Genomic DNA, 17725 nt, shown 5'->3' on the forward strand with positions numbered 1-17725 from the left:
CGGGATAACAATCACTTACCGACGAAACCCCGGAAAACCTGGGTTTCGTCGCTGCAACGGACTGCTTAAGCGATAGCGCCCAACAGTTTTTCCCACTCTTTGTTTTCTTTCTTCGATACACCACCAAGCAAATCAAGGGCTTGGCGCAGGCGGAAACGGGTCAGGTCCGGGCCGAGAATTTCCATCGCATCCAGCACCGACACCGAACTGGCCTGCCCAGTGATCGCGGCAAACATCAGCGGCATGGCATCGCGCAATTTCAACTCCAGGGATTCCACCACCGCCTGGATCGTCGCAGTGATCGCGTCCTTCTCCCACTGGCGCAGGCTTTCCAGCTTCCACAGGATCAGTTGCATCAATTGACGAACCTGGTCACCAGAGAGTTTCTTCGATTCGAACAACTTGGCATCCGGGTTAACGCCACCGGCAAAGAAGAAGCTGGCCAACGGTGCAACCTGGCTGAACGTCTCCACCCTGCCCTGCACCAGCGGCGCGATCTTCATCATGTATTCCGGGTTCAACGCCCATTGCTGCACGCGGCTGGCGAACTCTTCCACCGGCAGATCACGCAGCCACTGGCCATTGAGCCACGAGAGTTTCTCGATATCGAAGATCGGGCCGCCCAGGGACACACGGGACAGGTCGAAGTTATCGACCATTTCCTGCAGGGAGAACTTCTCGCGCTCGTCCGGCATCGACCAGCCCATGCGCCCCAGGTAGTTGAGCATCGCCTCGGGCATGAAGCCCATGCGCTCGTAGAACGTCACCGAGGTCGGGTTCTTGCGCTTGGACAGCTTGCTCTTGTCCGGGTTACGCAGCAGCGGCATGTAGCACAGCTGCGGCTGTTCCCAACCGAAGTACTCGTAAAGCAGGATCAGCTTCGGCGCCGACGGCAGCCATTCTTCACCGCGCAATACGTGGGTGATGCCCATCAGGTGGTCATCGACCACGTTGGCCAGGAAGTACGTCGGCAGGCCGTCGGTCTTCATCAGCACCTGCATGTCCATGCGGTCCCACGGGATCTCGACGTCACCGCGCAACATGTCCGGCACCACACACACGCCTTCGCTCGGCACCTTCATGCGGATAACGTGAGGTTCACCGGCGGCCAGGCGGGCAGCCACTTCCTCTTTCGACAGCAGCAATGCGCGGCCATCGTAGCGCGGGGTTTCGCCACGGGCCTGTTGCTCGGCGCGCATCTGGTCGAGTTCTTCAGCGGTGCAGAAGCATGGGAACGCATGGCCCATGTCGACCAGCTGCTGGGTGTACTGCTTGTAGATGTCGCTGCGCTCGCTCTGGCGATACGGACCGTGCGGGCCGCCGACGTCCGGGCCTTCGGCCCAGGTAATGCCCAACCAGCGCAGGGCATCGAAAATCTGCTGTTCCGACTCACGGGTAGAGCGCAGTTGGTCGGTGTCTTCGATCCGCAGGATGAATTCACCGCCGTGCTGCTTGGCAAAGCAGTAGTTGAACAAGGCGATGTAGGCAGTGCCGACGTGGGGATCCCCAGTAGGCGATGGCGCGATGCGCGTGCGGACGGTGGTCATGGCAGGTCTCGAATGGGCGATATAACTGAAATTGAAACAAGGGGCGAATGGTAACAGCCTGGGTGATTTCTGGAAAACCGAGGCGCAGCCATCGGGGGCAAGTCCCCGATGAGGCCGGTCAAGTCACCACCAATCAAACCGCCAGCAGTCGCTCGCGCAACTTGCCAATTTCATCGCGGGTCTGCGCCGCGGCCTCGAACTCCAGGTCCCGCGCCAACTGGTACATTTTCTCTTCCAACTGGCGAATCCGCTTGGTGATCTCACTCGGCGAGCGCAGTTCGTTTTCGTACTTGGCGCTTTCCTCGGCGGCCTTGGCCATGCCCTTGCGCTTCTTGCTGCGAGAGCCCGGCACGGTGGCGCCTTCCATGATGTCGGCAACGTCCTTGAACACGCCCTTGGGCGTAATGCCGTTTTCCAGGTTGAAGGCAATCTGCTTGTCGCGACGGCGTTGCGTCTCGCCAATCGCCCGCTCCATGGAACCGGTGATGCGGTCCGCGTAGAGAATCGCCCGGCCATTGAGGTTACGCGCCGCGCGACCGATGGTCTGGATCAGCGAGCGCTCGGAACGCAGGAAGCCCTCCTTGTCCGCATCGAGGATTGCCACCAGCGACACTTCCGGCATGTCCAGGCCTTCGCGCAGCAGGTTGATGCCCACCAGCACGTCAAAGGTGCCCAGGCGCAGGTCGCGGATGATTTCCACGCGCTCCACGGTGTCGATGTCCGAGTGCAGGTAACGCACGCGCACGCCGTGGTCGGCGAGGTAGTCGGTCAAGTCTTCGGACATGCGCTTGGTCAGCGTGGTGACCAGCACCCGTTCCTCCAGCGCCACGCGCTTGGTGATTTCCGAGAGCAAGTCGTCGACCTGGGTCAGCGCCGGGCGGATTTCGATTTCCGGGTCGACCAGGCCGGTGGGACGCACCAGTTGCTCGATCACACGACCAGCATGCTCGGCCTCGTAGTTGCCCGGCGTAGCGGAGACAAAGATGGTCTGCGGGCTGATGGCTTCCCACTCGTCGAAGCGCATCGGCCGGTTATCCAGTGCCGAAGGCAGACGGAAGCCGTACTCCACCAGGGTTTCCTTGCGCGAGCGGTCGCCCTTATACATGGCGCCCACTTGCGGCACGCTGACGTGGGACTCGTCGATCACCAGCAGAGCGTCGTCGGGCAGGTAATCGTAGAGGGTCGGCGGCGGTGCGCCGGAGTCACGGCCCGAGAGGTAGCGCGAGTAGTTCTCGATGCCGTTGCAGTAACCCAGCTCGAGGATCATCTCCAGGTCAAAGCGCGTGCGTTGCTCCAAACGCTGGGCTTCCACCAGCTTGTTGTTGGCACGCAGGTACTCCAGGCGCTCGGCCAGCTCGACCTTGATACCCTCGATGGCGCCCATCAGGGTTTCGCGCGGGGTCACGTAGTGGCTTTTCGGATAGAAAGTGAAGCGCGGCAGCTTGCGGATCACCTCGCCGGTCAACGGGTCGAAGGCAGACAGGCTCTCGACCTCATCGTCAAACAGCTCGATGCGAATCGCCTCCAGGTCGGATTCTGCCGGGTAGATGTCGATCACATCGCCACGCACGCGGAAGGTGGCACGGGCAAAATCCATGTCGTTGCGGGTGTACTGCAGGCTGGTCAGGCGGCGCAGCAGCTCGCGCTGGTCGAGTTTGTCGCCGCGGTCGACGTGCAGCACCATCTTCAAATAGGTTTCCGGGCTGCCCAGGCCATAGATGCACGACACCGTGGTGACGATGATCGCGTCCTTGCGCTCCAGTAACGCCTTGGTCGCCGACAGCCGCATCTGCTCGATATGGTCGTTGATCGACGCATCCTTCTCGATAAAGGTATCGGAGGACGGTACATACGCTTCGGGCTGGTAGTAGTCGTAGTAGGAAACGAAGTATTCCACCGCGTTGTTCGGGAAGAACGCCTTGAACTCGCCGTACAACTGCGCGGCCAGGGTCTTGTTCGGAGCCAACACCAGCGTGGGGCGGTTGATCTGCGCAATCACGTTGGCGATGCTGAAGGTCTTGCCCGAACCGGTCACCCCGAGCAGCGTCTGGTGCGCCAGGCCGGCCTCGATGCCTTCGACCATCTGGCGAATGGCCTCGGGCTGGTCGCCGGCAGGTTCAAAGCGGGTGACTAGTTGGAAATCCGACATAACGTACCTCTTGAAGTCACCCCAGACTGTAAACCCGTCGGGGACGAAAAAGACCACAACCCGCGAAGTTTCAGAGCAGGCCGTAGGAAAAAACCATGATAGCTGTAGAAGTGGTGGCGAATGTGACGGGTTTCAAGGCAACCGTCCCGCCTGCCGTCATTGATCCATGTTGCAATAAGACTAACGGTCGGCAAATAAACCGAAAAACTTGGCCGAAAAGCCGTTTCGGTTGTCGCCCTCAGCGGTGATGGCCTCTATACTAGCTCCCCGTTTGTGCACCGCTCTAGTGCATTCGGCTGGAGCGCGACACGTCCCTCCCTTCTCCCATAGAGCTGCCGCAAAAATGAGCCTGTTCTCCGCTGTCGAAATGGCACCACGCGATCCAATCCTGGGCCTCAACGAAGCATTCAACGCCGATACACGAACCACCAAGGTCAACCTTGGCGTGGGCGTTTACTGCAACGAGGAGGGGAAGATTCCACTCTTGCGTGCCGTTGCCGAAGCGGAAGCCATTCGCGTGGCGCAACACGCCGCCCGTGGCTACTTGCCGATCGACGGCATCGCGGCCTACGACAAGGCCGTGCAAACCCTGCTGTTCGGCGCTGAATCGCCACTGCTGAACGCTGGCCGCGTCACCACCGTGCAAGCGGTAGGCGGCACCGGCGCCCTGAAGCTGGGTGCAGACTTCCTCAAGCAATTGCTGCCAGGCGCTGTCGTTGCGATCAGCGACCCGAGCTGGGAAAACCACCGCGCCCTGTTCGAAACCGCCGGCTTCCCGGTGCAGAACTACCGCTACTACGACGCCGCCACCCACGACGTGAACCGTGCCGGCCTGCTCGAAGACCTCAACGCCCTGCCGCCCCAGTCCATCGTGGTGCTGCACGCCTGCTGCCATAACCCGACCGGCGTCGACCTGAGCCCGGCCGACTGGCAGAACGTGCTGGACGTGGTCAAGGCCCGAAACCTGGTACCGTTCCTCGACATGGCCTACCAGGGCTTTGGCGACGGTATCCACGAAGACGCCGCGGCCGTGCGCCTGTTCGCCGAATCGGGCCTGACCTTCTTTGTCTCCAGCTCGTTCTCCAAGTCGTTCTCCCTGTACGGCGAGCGTGTGGGCGCGCTGTCCATCGTCGGCGACTCCAAGGAAGAAAGCGCGCGCATCCTGTCCCAGGTCAAGCGCGTGATCCGCACCAACTACTCCAACCCGCCAACCCACGGCGCAGCGATTGTTGCCGCGGTGCTCAACAACCCTGAGCTGCGCGCCCAGTGGGAAGCCGAACTGGCCGAGATGCGCCTGCGCATCCGTGGCATGCGTGAGCAGATGGTTGCCGAGCTGGCCAAGGCTGCCCCGGGCCACGACTTCAGCTTCGTCGGTCGCCAGCGCGGGATGTTCTCCTACTCCGGCCTGACCGTTGAGCAAGTCACCCGCCTGCGCAGCGAGTTTGGTATCTACGCGCTGGATACCGGGCGTATCTGCGTGGCGGCGTTGAACCAGTCGAACATTGCTGCGGTAACAAAGGCGATTGTTCAGGTTCTATAAGCCTGACGGCGTCATACGAAGGGGGAAGCCGATGGCTTCCCCCTTTTTATTGGCGAACCCACTAGACTGAACCCTGATTGCCCCTTTGCTGTGAGAGCCCTATGAGAAACGACGACCTGGACCTGCGCGCCGACCGCGACGAATTGCACGACTACACCCCGCGCGCGCCCCAAGCCAAGCGCCAGAAAAGCCTGGTGTTGCAGGTGGCGCTCGGGGTGTTCCTGGGTGGATTGGCCTTGTGGCTGGTGCAGTTGGGCGCGACGGCAATCATGGCCAAGCTGGCCATGGGCACGTTCCAGTTCGGCGGCTAGGCCGACGCCACACCCTGCTCCTCCAGCAACTTCACAAAACTGTTCAAACTCTGCGACACCGTACCCCGGCGCCAGATCAGCCAGGTATGCAGGGTGCGAAAACTGTCCGTCAGCGGCCACACGCTCACCGTGGTAAACCCCGGCATGCTTTCCAGCATACTGCGTGGCATCAGCGCCAGACCGGCCCCGGCGCTGACGCAGGCGAGCATGCCGTGGTAGGACTCCATCTCGAAGATCCTCCCCGGCACCGCGCCGTCCTGTGCGAACCAGCGCTCGAAATGGTGCCGGTAGGAACAGTTGGAGCGGAAGGTGTAGATGCTCTCCCCGTTCACATCCTGCCCTCGCGTGATTGGCGCGTGGTGCAGCGGCGCAATCACCACCATCTCCTCCTCGAACACCGCCACGCCTTCCAGGGTGGCATGCAATACCGGCCCATCCACAAACGCGGCCGCCAGCCGTCCCGACAATACGCCCTCGATCATCGTGCCTGAAGGCCCGGTGCTCAGGTCCAATTCAACCTTGGTGTGCTTCTGGTTGTACGCCGCGAGCAGCGCCGGGATGCGCACCGCCGCCGTGCTTTCCAGGGAGCCGAGGGCAAATGCGCCCTGGGGCTCCTCCCCCGCCACCGTCGCGCGGGCTTCCTGCACCAGGTCGAGAATACGCCGCGCATAACCGAGGAAATTCCACCCGGCGGGCGACAGGCGCAGGCGACTCTTCTCGCGGATAAACAACTCCACGCCCAAATCCTGCTCCAGTTGCTTGATGCGCGTGGTCAGGTTCGACGGCACCCGATGAATCAACTGTGCGGCGGCGCTGATGCTGCCTTGCTCGGCAACGGCCTTGAAGATTTCCAGCTGCACCAGGTCCAAGTCATTCTCCAATCGTGAATGTATTGCTTAATATTATTCAGTTTCCAGAAAACATGCATCCCCGTACGCTGAACCCATTCCACTCTTTCAGCCGGACGGTGCCATGAACGCTATTTCCCACCAGACCCACGCCCTGTCGATCAACCCCGCCACCGGCGAAACAGTCGGCAGCTATCCCTACGAAAACGCCGCGCAACTGGACGCCGCCCTCGACCGTGCCACCGCAGCCTTCCGCACCTGGCGCCGCCAGCCGGTCAGCCAGCGCGCCGAACTGCTGCTGGCCCTGGCCGGCGCACTGCGCGATCAAGCCGAAGAAATGGCGCAGATGATCACCCTGGAAATGGGCAAGCCCATCACCCAGGCCCGCGCCGAAATCGAAAAATGCGCCCAGCTCAGCGAGTGGTATGCCGCCCACGGCCCGGCCATGCTGGCCCCGGAACCCACCCTGGTGGACAACGGCAGCGCCCGGATCGAATACCGCCCGCTGGGCCCGATCCTCGCCGTGATGCCGTGGAACTTCCCGGTATGGCAAGTGCTGCGCGGCGCCGTGCCGACCCTGCTCGCCGGCAATACCTACGTGCTCAAACACGCGCCGAACGTGATGGGCAGCGCCTACCTGATGAAAGCGGCGTTGCAGAAGGCCGGATTCGCTGAAGGCCTGTTCGAAGTGATCAACGTGACCCAGGACGGCGTCTCCACCGCCATCGCCGACCCGCGCATCGCCGCCGTCACCCTCACCGGCAGCGTACGCGCCGGCATGGCCATCGGCTCCCAGGCCGGTGCCGCGCTGAAGAAATGCGTACTGGAACTGGGCGGCTCCGACCCGTTCATCGTGCTCAACGACGCCGACCTCGACGCCGCCGTGCAGGCCGCCGTGATCGGCCGCTTCCAGAACAGCGGCCAGGTCTGCGCCGCCGCCAAGCGCCTGATCATCGAGGCCGGTGTGGTGGACGCCTTCACCGCCAAGTTCGTCGAAGCCAGCCGCGCGCTGGTGATGGGCGACCCGACCTCGGCCAGCACCTACGTCGGCCCGATGGCGCGCTTCGACCTGCGCGACGAGCTGCACGGCCAGGTCCAGGCCACCCTGGAAGAAGGCGCCACCCTGCTGCTGGGCGGCCACAAAGTCGCCGGTGCCGCCAACTACTATGAGCCGACCGTACTGGCCGACGTTACCGACCAGATGACTTCGTTCAAGCAGGAACTGTTTGGCCCCGTGGCGTCGATCATCACCGCCCGCGATGCCGACCACGCCGTGGCCCTGGCCAATGACAGCGAGTTCGGCCTCACCGCCAGCCTCTTCACCACCGACCCGGCCAAGGCCCGCGACATCGCCAACCAGCTGGACACCGGCGGGATCTTCATCAATGCGTTCAGCGTGTCCGACCCTCGGGTGGCGTTTGGCGGCGTGAAGAAGAGCGGGTTCGGGCGCGAGTTGTCGCATTTTGGCCTGCGCGAATTCTGCAATGCGCAGACCGTATGGCTGGATCGCAAGTAGCAGCAGTGAACAAATGGCGTTAGCATTCTGTCCACTCGGCTTAACAGCATGTTTTTAGGGTCAGGATCGCACTGTGGAAAAGCTAAATCGCCTTCAAAGCGGAATCGAAGGGCTGGACGCTCTGCTCAAGGGAGGGCTGGTGTCTGGGGCGTCCTACATCATTCAGGGCCGCCCCGGCTCAGGTAAAACCATCCTTGCCAACCAACTGGGGTTTCATCACGCGCGCAATGGCGGCCGAGTCCTGGTTGCCACGCTGTTGGCGGAATCCCACGACCGCCTTTTCCAGTTCCTCTCTACCCTGAGCTTTTTTGACGCCTCCCGTGTCGGCGCCGAAATCCAGTTTGTCAGCGCCTTCGACACCCTGGAAAACGAAGGCCTCGACGAAGTGGTCAAGCTGCTCAGGCGTGAGATCAGCAGGCAGAGGGCCACTGTCATGGTGGTGGACGGCTTGTTGAACGCGCGTTCCAAGGCCGACTCGCCGATCGACACGAAAAAATTCATTTCCGAACTGCAAGGGCATGCCGCCTTCGCCGGTTGCACGGTGTTGTTCCTCACCAGCTCACGCCTGGATGACGGCAGCCCCGAGCACACCATGGTCGATGGCGTGATCGAAATGGGCGAGGAACTGTTCGGCACCCGTTCCGTGCGCCGTATCCAGTTGCGCAAGACCCGCGGCAGCGGCGCGCTCACCGGCCTGCACGAGTGTGAAATCAACGACGACGGCCTGGTGGTGTACCCCCGCCTGGAAAGCCTCTATGGCCGGCCGTCCGCGCCCGACAGCGCCGACCTGACGCGCATCGCCAGCGGTATCGACTCGTTGGACGGCATCCTCGGCGGCGGGCTGCACAGTTCCAGCGTGACCCTGGTCATGGGGCCGTCGGGCATCGGCAAGACCACCCTGGGCCTCAAGTTCCTCTCGGAATCGACGGTAGACGCCCCCGGCCTGCACTTCGGCTTCTACGAAAGCCCTCAGCGCCTGCGGCTCAAAGGCCAATCCCTGGGCATCGATATCCAGAAGATGGAAGACAGCGGCGCACTGACCATCGCCTGGCAGCCCACCACCGAAGGCCTGCTGGACGGGCTTGGCGCGCGATTGCTGCGCCTGGTCGAGGAAAAGGGCATCAAGCGCCTGTTCATCGACAGCTTGAGCGGCATGACCCGCGTCTCCAACAACCCGGCACGGATCACCGATTTCTACAGCGCACTGATGAACGAACTGCGCGCCAGGGGCGTCACGGTCTTCGCCACGTGGGAGATGCATGATCTGTTCGGCGCGGAGGTCACTTCCCCCGCGTCTGAACTGTCGAGCATTGCCGACAACCTCATGCTTATGCGTTTCTTCGAGATTCAGTCTGAACTTAGAAGGACGCTTTCCATTCTTAAGGTCAGAGACAGCTTTTATGACCCCTCATTATTGGAGGTGGTGATCCGTGACCAAGCCGTTGACTTAAGAAAGGTTTCAACAAATGCCCCCTCAGTTGCATCCAATTCAGCGCTGCCTGGTTCAGCTTTTTAAGTCTTTGGGTAGGTTGAATTGACATGGCCACCATCCTGGTCGTCGATGACGAGTACTTGATCGCCGATATCCTTGCCTATGCACTGGAAGATGAGGGGTTCATGGTCGTCACAGCTGGCAATGGGAAAAAGGCGCTGGAGGTGCTGGAGCGAGAACGGCCGTCGCTGATCATCACCGACTTCATGATGCCGGTGATGGACGGTGAGGAGTTCGCCGAAGCGGTCCGTGCACTGCCGGCCGTCAAGCACCTGCCGATTATCCTGATCAGCGGCGCGCAGGCCCATATCGGCATGCAGCGCTCAGACCTGTTCGATGCGGTGCTGGACAAGCCGTTCGACATCGACAAGCTCATTACCAAGGTGAAGGAACTGCTGGGGTGACCTCAACTGCGGATATGCCGGCGCACACACTGCACCAGCCCATCCAGCGCCTGTGACTTCACCGGCGCGAGCACGCACACCGTATGTTCCTGCTGGCCTTCCTTCACGGTCAGGGTGTAGTGCACCTGGCCCGGGTTTCCGGGCTCTGGCGTGGTGCTCTGCGGCAACTGAAAGAAGTTTGAAGCCTCGATCAGTTGCCGCAACTCCTGCTGGTCCGGCTCGGGCAACGTGTTCAACTCCACCGTACGAGGCTGGGTCAAACCCGGAAAAAACGCCGGCCCGCCGTTTTCCTTGATCGAAATTTGCATGGCTGTTCCTCACGTCAGACGTTAATGCCAACCGCTTTCCAGCCCTCCTTGACCGCCTTGTGCTCATCCTTATTCGCGCCGTAGAGACGACCGGCGATATCGTAGGTTATACGCGCAAAACGTAAAAACCCCGAGTTTGGCCGCAACCGCGCATCGCGCAGCGCGTCATACCAGATACGTCCTGCGCGCTCCCAGGCAAACCCGCCAATCCGGGTCGCCACCTGATAGAACGCATGGTTGGGAATGCCGGAATTGATATGCACCCCGCCATTGTCCTCGTAGGTCTGGACAAAATCATCCATATGCCCTGGTTGGGGGTCCTTGCCCAGCAGCTTGTCATCGAACGCGGTGCCGGGGGCCTTCATCGAACGCAGGGCGACGCCTTTGATCTTCTTGGTGAACAACCCTTTGCCGATCAGCCAATCGGCGTCTTCGGCGGTTTGCTTCAACGCATACTGCTTGATCAGTGAGCCGAACACGTCCGAGAGTGACTCGTTCAGCGCGCCGGATTGATTGAAATACATCAGCTTGGCCTCGTCCTCGGTGACGCCGTGGGCCAATTCATGGCCAATCACATCGAGGGCCACCGTGAAGCGGTTGAACAACTGCCCATCGCCGTCGCCAAACACCATCTGGGTCGAGTTCCAGAACGCATTGTTATAGTTCTGGCCAAAGTGCACGGTGGCATCCAGGGCCATGCCGGCGTCATCAATGGAGTTGCGGTCGAACACCTCTTCGAAAAAATCGAACGTGGCACCCAAGCCGTCATAGGCTTCGTCCACGGCGGCGTCGCCACTGGCGGGCTGGCCTTCACCGCGGACCAGCTTGCCCGGCAGGCTGTCGGTGCCTTCGGCGCTGTAGATCGAGCGCCGTTTGCCGGCACCCATGACCAGGGCCATGTGGGCCGGCCCCTTGGCGGGCACTGCGACCATGCGCAGCGAACGGAACGTGCTGTCCTTGGCGCGGGTGCGCAGCGCGATGTCGCGCTGGGCCTTATCACCGTGACGCGCGATCTGGTCGAGCATGTACGGTGGGATCAGGCAGAAAATCGGGTTGCGGTGGTGGCGATCACACATTAGCTGGCTCCCTGTTGGCATATGGTGTAGCTCCGGTAACCGTTTGAGGATAGCCCCCCAGGGTTAACCCGTGTCATCAATTGTCATCAATCTATGTTGCAGTCGTGTTTATCCAAGGAGGACTTACCCATGCCAGCCCGCAAAGCCAAAATCGATCTTGCGCACCGCCCACGACTCGCCGATCTGCGCCCGTTGATCGCGACCAATCCCACCCTGATGGAAGCCCGGGCGGCGACGCCCCGTGTCACCGCGGCCAAGGACCTACAGGACCGACGCGGCTACGCCGAGGATTTTCTCAGCAGCTTCGCGGTGCCCTGGCCCACCGCCGCTGAGGCATTGGCGGACGACGTCCAACCGCTGCGCCTGGACTACACGCATTTCTCGGTGACGATGTCCCGTTCCCGACGACTGGCGCTCTACGTGGGCGTCAATATCGATGGCGGGCAGCATGTGGAGATAGTCCGCAGCAACGACACCTGGGCCTACGATGGGCGCCTGCCGATCAGCGCCCAGGTTGGTGAAGAGCTCTATGCCAGCAATGGCCTGGACCGCGGCCACCTGGTACGGCGCCAGGATCCCAACTGGGGCGACGCGGCAAACACCGCCAACCTCGACACCTTCCACTTCACCAACTGCTCGCCGCAGATGAGCGGGTTCAACCAGAAGACCTGGCTTGAACTGGAGGACTACATCCTCAATAACACGCAACGTTGGAAAGCCCGGGCCACGGTGTTCAGCGGCCCGGTGTTCGCCGACGACGACCGCCTTTACCGTGGTATCAGAATCCCCAAGGCGTTCTGGAAAGTGGTGGCCTACCTCAGCGATGACGGCAAGCCCTCCGCCAGCGCCTACATGATCGACCAAAGCCGCGAGCTGGGTCAGCTCGACCTGATGTTCGGCCAGGTCAGGACCTACCAGCGCAGCGTGATCCAGATCGAACAATTGACCGGTATCCGCTTCGCCAACCTGGCGGACTACGACGGTTTCAGCAACGAAGAGCGCGCCACGGGCACGCGAATTGAAGCGCTGATCCGCGGCCCCGAGGATATTCGTCTCTGACCGGGCGCCCTTCGGGCTGTATCGCCTGGCCCTAATCAACTACCATACCGCGCCGGTTCCCGAACGGGACTAATAGGGAATCCGAAGCGCGGTACACCGCGTCAATCGGAACTGCCCCCGCAACTGTAGGTGCCGAGCCTGCTCCCCACTGCCACTGGACCGCGTCCGGGAAGGCCGGAGCGTGGCGACGACGCATCAGTCAGGAGACCTGCCGGCCCAGTAATCACTAACCGGCGGGGTGTCCGGGAAGGACCTCCTTGCCTGCCCGTTCGGCAGCGTTCGAGGGCGTATTTCCGAACCGTACCTCCCCTGTTTCCACGTACGGTTCACACGGAGATCGCCTCATGCTGCCACGCGTTACCGCCCTGATCAGCGGCCTGGGTTTCTGCGCCCTGGCCCACGCCGCCCCCACGCATTACCCGCTGACCCTGGAAAACTGCGGCAGCACCCTTACTTTCCCGCAGGCGCCCGCGCGCAGCGTGACCATCGGCCAGGCCGCCACCGAAATGCTCTATGCCCTCGGCGTGGCTGACCGCGTGGTAGGCACCTCGCTGTGGTTCAACAGCGTGTTGCCGCAGTTCAAGGCGCAGAACGACCGCATCGAGCGCCTGGCCAACAACGAGCCCAGCTTCGAAGCGGTGATCGCCAAGCGCCCGCAACTGGTGGCCGCCGAGCTGGAATGGGTGGTAGGCCCGCAAGGCGTGGTCGGCACCCGCGAGCAGTTTCACGAACTGAAGATTCCCACCTACCTGCTGCCCTCCGACTGCGAAGGCAAGGACAACCTGGTGGGCGCCGACGGCACGCGGCTGGAGCCTTTCCGTATCGAGACCATCTACAAGAGCATCCGCCAGCTGGCGCAGATTTTCGATGTACAGGATCGCGGCCAACAGTTGAACGATGAACTCCAGGCGCGCCTGGCCAAATCCGTGGCCACCGTGCAGAGCAAAGGCCTCAAGCAGGCCAGCGCGCTGGTGTGGTTCTCCAGCGCCGAACTGGCCAGCGACCCCTACGTGGCCGGCCACAAGGGCATTCCGGAGTTCATGCTCGAAACCCTCGGTTTGCACAACGTGGTGCAATCCGATGAAGAATGGCCCGCCGTCGGCTGGGAAACCCTCGCCAAGGCCAACCCGACCTTCCTGGTAATCGCCCGCATGGACCGCCGCCGCTACCCCGCCGATGACCATGAAAAGAAACTCGCCTTCCTGCGCAGCGACCCGGTCACGCGCAACATGGACGCGGTGAAAAACAACCGCATCATCATCCTCGACGCTCTCGCGCTGCAGGCCAGCATCCGCATGTTCGACGGCCTTGAACACCTGGCCACGGCCATCGACGGCTACGACCTGCCGCAATGATCCGGACCTTACTCGCCCTGGCGCTATTGCTGATCGCCGTGCTCGCCGGCGTGGCCATCGGCGAAACCGCCATCTCGCCGCAGGTGGTGCTACAGGTGCTCGCCAACAAACTGTGGGCGGCCGGTTACGTGCTGGACCCGATCGATGAAGGCGTGGTGTGGAACTACCGCCTCACCCGTGCCCTGGTGGCCGCCGCCTGCGGTGCGGGGCTGGCCACCTGCGGGGTGATTTTGCAGTCGTTGCTGCGCAACCCGTTGGCCGATCCGTACCTGCTGGGCATCAGCGCCGGGGCTTCGACCGGCGCGGTGCTGGTGGCGTTGATGGGCGTGGGCGGCGGGCTGATTTCATTGTCGGCCGGCGCCTTTGTCGGCGCGATGGCGGCGTTTGCCCTGGTGATCCTGCTGGCGCGGGCCAGCGGTTCGTCCAGCGGCACCGGGCAGATCATCCTCGCGGGCATCGCCGGGTCGCAGCTGTTCAATGCACTTACCGCGTTCCTGATCACCAAGTCCGCCAGTTCCGAACAGGCGCGCGGCATCATGTTCTGGCTGCTGGGCAACCTCAGCGGCGTGCGCTGGCCGTCGGTGTGGCTGGCGGTGCCGGTGGCGGTCACCGGCCTGGCGGTGTGCCTGTGGCATCGTCGCGCGTTGGATGCGTTCACCTTCGGCACGGATTCGGCCGCGTCTCTGGGCATCCCGGTGCGCCGTGTGCAGGTTGTGCTGGTGGGGTGCGCGGCGCTGGTGACGGCGGTGATGGTGTCGATTGTCGGCTCCATCGGCTTTGTCGGTCTGGTGATCCCCCACGCGGTGCGCCTGCTGTTCGGCACCGGACATTCGCGCCTGCTGCCCGCCAGTGCGCTGGGCGGCGCGTTATTTTTGATTGCGGCCGATGTGTTGTCGCGCACCTTGATCAAAGGCCAGGTGATCCCGGTCGGCGTGGTGACGGCGCTGGTGGGCGCGCCGGTGTTTGCGCTGATCCTGATTGGCCGGAGGAATGCGCGATGAGCGTACTGAGTTGCACCGGCCTGGGCTTCAAGGTGCGTGAGGCGGAGTTGCTGCAGGATATTCACCTGGAGGTTCAGCGGGGGGAAACCCTGGGGATCGTCGGGCCCAACGGCTCCGGCAAATCCACCCTGCTCAAACTGCTCGCCGGCCTGCGCACACCGGCCAGCGGCGACGTGCACCTGGGCGGCCAGCGCCTGGGCGACCTGTCCCGCCGCGCCATCGCCCAACAGCTGGCGGTGGTAGAGCAACAGGCCGACACCGACGACGCCATCCGCGTGTTCGACGCCGTGGCGCTGGGCCGTACACCGTGGCTGTCGGCGCTGAGCCCATGGTCCGGCGACGACGACGCCATCGTGCGCCAGGCCCTGCATGATGTGGACGCCACCCACCTGAGCCACCGCGCCTGGCGCAGCCTCTCCGGCGGCGAGCGCCAGCGCGTGCACATCGCCCGCGCCCTGGCGCAACGGCCGCAGATCCTGTTGCTGGATGAGCCGACCAACCACCTGGATATCCAGCATCAACTGGCGATTTTGAAAGGCGTGCAAGGCTTGCCGGTGACCACCCTCATCGCCCTGCATGACCTGAACCAGGCGCTGACCTGCGATCGCCTGGCCGTGCTGGACCGTGGGCGCCTGGTCGCGCTGGGCAAGCCGCTGGAGGTGCTGACGCCACAGCGACTACAGGAGACATTCGGGGTGCAGGCGCATTACCTGACGGACCCGTTTGATGGGGCGCAGATACTGCGGTTGCGGTCTAACTGAACAGCACATGTCCACTTCACCCGAGACTCTATTGTGGGAGGGGCGGTGGTAGATAGGCTGTTGTGGCGAGCGGGCTTGCCCGCGTTGGGCTGCGTAGCAGCCCCAGTCAAGAGGAATGCGCTGTATCAGACACTCTGTAGAGACTGGTTTCGGGGCTGCTTCGCAGCCCAACGCGGGACAAGCCCGCTCACCACAGGGAGAACGGCAGATCGGTCACCGTCGCCGGCCTCAACGTCAGCGCGTTCACTCACGCAACTCACACACAGCGCTGCCCTTCATACCGGAGGCATGTACGCTTACGTGGCGCACGGAAAAACCGGGCTTGTCCACGAGCTTCCTCTCTTCCCAGGCCCCACCGCTGGCGACCTGATAACCAATGGCGCCGTCCGCCTGCCAGGTCAGGCGCAACATATACACACCGCGTTGGTCGGGGGCCCGATGGAAGAAGGTGTCGATGACCGGCTTGGCTTTGTTGAAGGTGCGCAGTTGGAACAAGCGCTGGTCGCTGTCGGCGGGCGTGTAGCTGGAAAGAAACAGGGTGTCGTCCTCGGCAGCGTCCTCGGCCGCCGCGAGAATCACCGACGGCACCCACTTTTCGCCGCGGTCCTGGTTGTCGGTGGTGACCTTGCAGGTCAACTGGCCTGTTCCGGTGACGTTCTGGCGCAGAACGGTTTCATACATCCCATAGGGCACGTCGAACGTCAGTGTTTTTTCGGTGACCTGACCACAGCCTGCCAGCAGATACAACGCCGATAGACCGATTGCTCCTTGAAGAACCTTCACGTGCTTTCCTTGGCTTGGGGGGAATGTGTGGAGAAAAGAGGGTACCCGGCCTGCTGATAAAAGATAAGGCGGTAGTGGTGAATCGGTGCTTTCTGTGGGACGCGGGCTTACTCTGCACTGGCTGGTTTTGGGGCTGCTTCGTAGCCCAACGCGAGCAAGCTCGCTCACCACAGAGGAATGGGTGAGCCTTAGAGAGGCGCCTATACAGTTATGCCTGTTCGCCATCAATGCACTGAGTGATCCACTGTCGGCTATAGGCCAACACCCCATCCGCCATCGCCACCGGAAAATGAATAAACCCATGGGCCGACTCCGGCAGCAGGTGTGCTTCAGCACTGGGCCACCGCTCGGCAATCAGCAGCGTGTCATCCTTAAGCGGGTCCAATTCCCCGACAAACATCAACGCTGGGGGCAGCCCTTCAAAGTCGCCATACAACGGCGACAACGGCGGCTGTCGGCGCTCATCATCACTTAGCCCCGGCGTGAGCATGCGCAACGCTTCCACCATCCCCGGCCCGTCCAGCAGCAACGTTTCAGGCCCGGCCGCGCGTACGCTCGGTGTACCGGCCAGGTCATAAACGCCGTAATACAGCACCGCGCCGCTTATGCGCTTGAGCAGTTCCGGCCATTGCTTGAGCGCCAGCAATGTCGCCGCCGCCAGATGCCCACCGGCCGATTCACCGACGACGATCACCGGCAGCCCGGCAAACTCATCATCCGTGAGCAACCAACGTGCGGCGTTCAGGCAGTCTTCCATCAAGCCTTCAACCGGCGTATCCACCGCCAACCGATAATCCACCGACACCACCGCCACGTCGCACGCCTGCAGCATGCCCAGGTTGAGGTCGTCATCCATCTGCGCATTGCCGATCACCCAGCCGCCGCCGTGGATATCCAGCACCACGCCCTTGGGCTTGCCGCTTGGCCGCAGGATGCGCACCGGGACGTCGGCGACCATCCGGCTTTCAGCCGGTATGGCACGCTTGAGCGTTTGACTGACGCGCAACAGCGCCTGGATCAAACGCGGCGTAACGCGATTGCGGATCTTGAAGCGCGGCAGCCAGGCGAGCTTCTGATTGAAGCGGCGCATCTGCGCCAGTTCCGCCTCGTTGGCGGGCCACGGTTGGCGAGCCATCAGCGGTTATTACGCAGGATCGAAAAATTCAAAGCGGCCGCCACACACAGCCACGCCAGGTACGGGAACAGGATCAGGCCGGTGATCAGGTCCAGGCGCACGGCCAGCACCACCATCGCCGCCACGGTGATCCACAGCAACACGATGATCACCATCCCGGCCAGCAGGCGATGCGCGCCGAAAAATACCGGTGTCCACAGGGTATTCAGGGCAATTTGCGCAGCCCACAGCGCCAGCACCATTTGACTGCCGGGGATCAGGCTCAAGCGATAGCCGGCCCAGGCCAGCAGCAGGTAGATGATCGTCCAGGCCACCGGGAACAGCCAATTGGGTGGGGTGAAGCTGGGTTTGACGAGGGATTCGTACCAGGCGCCGGGTTTGAAAATGACGCCGGTACTGGCGGCGGCGGCGCAGGCAAGCAGGAAGATAAAGAAGGTCAT

General features: G+C 62.4%; 17 protein-coding genes and 1 riboswitch. Of the genes, 9 read left to right on the forward strand and 8 right to left on the reverse strand.

What is annotated here, in order from left to right:
- Nucleotides 1-65: 65 nt before the first annotated feature.
- On the reverse strand, nucleotides 66-1547 hold the full coding sequence (gene gltX / locus NIBR502773_RS05620; RefSeq protein WP_005789780.1) for a glutamate--tRNA ligase: 1482 nt from the start codon (nucleotides 1545-1547) through the stop codon (nucleotides 66-68).
- A 133-nt stretch (nucleotides 1548-1680) separates the two neighbouring features.
- Entirely contained in the window at nucleotides 1681-3696 is a 2016-nt protein-coding gene (gene uvrB, locus NIBR502773_RS05625) for an excinuclease ABC subunit UvrB (RefSeq protein WP_115486904.1), read from the reverse strand.
- Between the two features lie 343 nt (nucleotides 3697-4039).
- Between uvrB and NIBR502773_RS05630 the strand changes: the two genes are divergently transcribed.
- On the forward strand, nucleotides 4040-5236 hold the full coding sequence (locus NIBR502773_RS05630; protein WP_027604058.1) for an amino acid aminotransferase: 1197 nt from the start codon (nucleotides 4040-4042) through the stop codon (nucleotides 5234-5236).
- A 101-nt stretch (nucleotides 5237-5337) separates the two neighbouring features.
- Nucleotides 5338-5547 (forward strand): hypothetical protein, encoded by a 210-nt coding sequence (locus tag NIBR502773_RS05635; protein ID WP_016970937.1) that lies wholly within the window; start codon nucleotides 5338-5340, stop codon nucleotides 5545-5547.
- Here NIBR502773_RS05635 and NIBR502773_RS05640 read toward each other — a convergent pair.
- On the reverse strand, nucleotides 5544-6416 hold the full coding sequence (locus tag NIBR502773_RS05640) for a LysR family transcriptional regulator (RefSeq protein WP_098479026.1): 873 nt from the start codon (nucleotides 6414-6416) through the stop codon (nucleotides 5544-5546). The two genes, NIBR502773_RS05635 and NIBR502773_RS05640, sit on opposite strands and share 4 nt — an antisense overlap.
- Nucleotides 6417-6519: 103 nt before the next feature.
- Here NIBR502773_RS05640 and NIBR502773_RS05645 point away from each other — a divergent pair, with 103 nt between their 5' ends.
- The 3 genes from NIBR502773_RS05645 to NIBR502773_RS05655 all read left to right on the forward strand — a co-directional run bounded on the left by NIBR502773_RS05645 (nucleotide 6520) and on the right by NIBR502773_RS05655 (nucleotide 9807).
- Entirely contained in the window at nucleotides 6520-7911 is a 1392-nt protein-coding gene (locus tag NIBR502773_RS05645; RefSeq protein ID WP_141155596.1) for an aldehyde dehydrogenase family protein, read from the forward strand.
- Between the two features lie 73 nt (nucleotides 7912-7984).
- Nucleotides 7985-9427, forward strand: a complete 1443-nt coding sequence (locus NIBR502773_RS05650) for an ATPase domain-containing protein (RefSeq protein WP_027604055.1) — start codon at nucleotides 7985-7987, stop codon at nucleotides 9425-9427.
- Nucleotides 9428-9450: 23 nt separating this feature from the next.
- Complete coding sequence (locus NIBR502773_RS05655) at nucleotides 9451-9807, forward strand: response regulator (RefSeq protein ID WP_108573820.1); 357 nt, start codon at nucleotides 9451-9453, stop codon at nucleotides 9805-9807.
- A gap of 2 nt (nucleotides 9808-9809) precedes the next feature.
- On the opposite strand, the gene NIBR502773_RS05660 is transcribed toward NIBR502773_RS05655, so the two are convergent.
- Both NIBR502773_RS05660 and NIBR502773_RS05665 read right to left on the reverse strand, forming a co-directional pair.
- A complete protein-coding gene (locus NIBR502773_RS05660; protein ID WP_115486901.1) occupies nucleotides 9810-10115 on the reverse strand; it encodes a protealysin inhibitor emfourin in 306 nt (101 codons plus the stop codon).
- 14 nt (nucleotides 10116-10129) lie between these two features.
- Entirely contained in the window at nucleotides 10130-11191 is a 1062-nt protein-coding gene (locus NIBR502773_RS05665) for a M4 family metallopeptidase (protein WP_027604052.1), read from the reverse strand.
- 129 nt (nucleotides 11192-11320) lie between these two features.
- Between NIBR502773_RS05665 and NIBR502773_RS05670 the strand changes: the two genes are divergently transcribed.
- The 4 genes from NIBR502773_RS05670 (at nucleotide 11321) to NIBR502773_RS05685 (ending at nucleotide 15367) form a co-directional block, all read left to right on the forward strand.
- Nucleotides 11321-12250: a DNA/RNA non-specific endonuclease gene (locus NIBR502773_RS05670; RefSeq protein ID WP_141155597.1), complete on the forward strand. Its 930-nt coding sequence runs from the start codon at nucleotides 11321-11323 to the stop codon at nucleotides 12248-12250.
- A 36-nt stretch (nucleotides 12251-12286) separates the two neighbouring features.
- Nucleotides 12287-12481, forward strand: a riboswitch (cobalamin riboswitch).
- A 113-nt stretch (nucleotides 12482-12594) separates the two neighbouring features.
- Nucleotides 12595-13605 carry an ABC transporter substrate-binding protein gene (locus NIBR502773_RS05675; protein WP_141155598.1) on the forward strand — a complete coding sequence of 337 codons (1011 nt, stop codon included), beginning with the start codon at nucleotides 12595-12597 and terminating at the stop codon, nucleotides 13603-13605.
- Complete coding sequence (locus tag NIBR502773_RS05680; protein WP_141155599.1) at nucleotides 13602-14606, forward strand: iron ABC transporter permease; 1005 nt, start codon at nucleotides 13602-13604, stop codon at nucleotides 14604-14606. Before NIBR502773_RS05675 ends, NIBR502773_RS05680 begins: the two co-directional genes overlap by 4 nt.
- On the forward strand, nucleotides 14603-15367 hold the full coding sequence (locus tag NIBR502773_RS05685; RefSeq protein WP_141155600.1) for an ABC transporter ATP-binding protein: 765 nt from the start codon (nucleotides 14603-14605) through the stop codon (nucleotides 15365-15367). Before NIBR502773_RS05680 ends, NIBR502773_RS05685 begins: the two co-directional genes overlap by 4 nt.
- A gap of 243 nt (nucleotides 15368-15610) precedes the next feature.
- On the opposite strand, the gene NIBR502773_RS05690 is transcribed toward NIBR502773_RS05685, so the two are convergent.
- The 3 genes from NIBR502773_RS05690 to NIBR502773_RS05700 all read right to left on the reverse strand — a co-directional run bounded on the left by NIBR502773_RS05690 (nucleotide 15611) and on the right by NIBR502773_RS05700 (nucleotide 17725).
- The gene (locus NIBR502773_RS05690) at nucleotides 15611-16150 is read right to left on the reverse strand and encodes a hypothetical protein (protein WP_257228188.1); all 540 of its coding nucleotides are present in this window, start codon (nucleotides 16148-16150) and stop codon (nucleotides 15611-15613) included.
- 208 nt (nucleotides 16151-16358) lie between these two features.
- Nucleotides 16359-17285: an alpha/beta hydrolase fold domain-containing protein gene (locus tag NIBR502773_RS05695; protein WP_141155601.1), complete on the reverse strand. Its 927-nt coding sequence runs from the start codon at nucleotides 17283-17285 to the stop codon at nucleotides 16359-16361.
- The gene (locus NIBR502773_RS05700; protein ID WP_065925072.1) at nucleotides 17285-17725 is read right to left on the reverse strand and encodes a TspO/MBR family protein; all 441 of its coding nucleotides are present in this window, start codon (nucleotides 17723-17725) and stop codon (nucleotides 17285-17287) included. Before NIBR502773_RS05700 ends, NIBR502773_RS05695 begins: the two co-directional genes overlap by 1 nt.

The organism is Pseudomonas sp. NIBRBAC000502773 (genome assembly GCF_006517195.1).
GTDB lineage: Bacteria > Pseudomonadota > Gammaproteobacteria > Pseudomonadales > Pseudomonadaceae > Aquipseudomonas > Aquipseudomonas marginalis.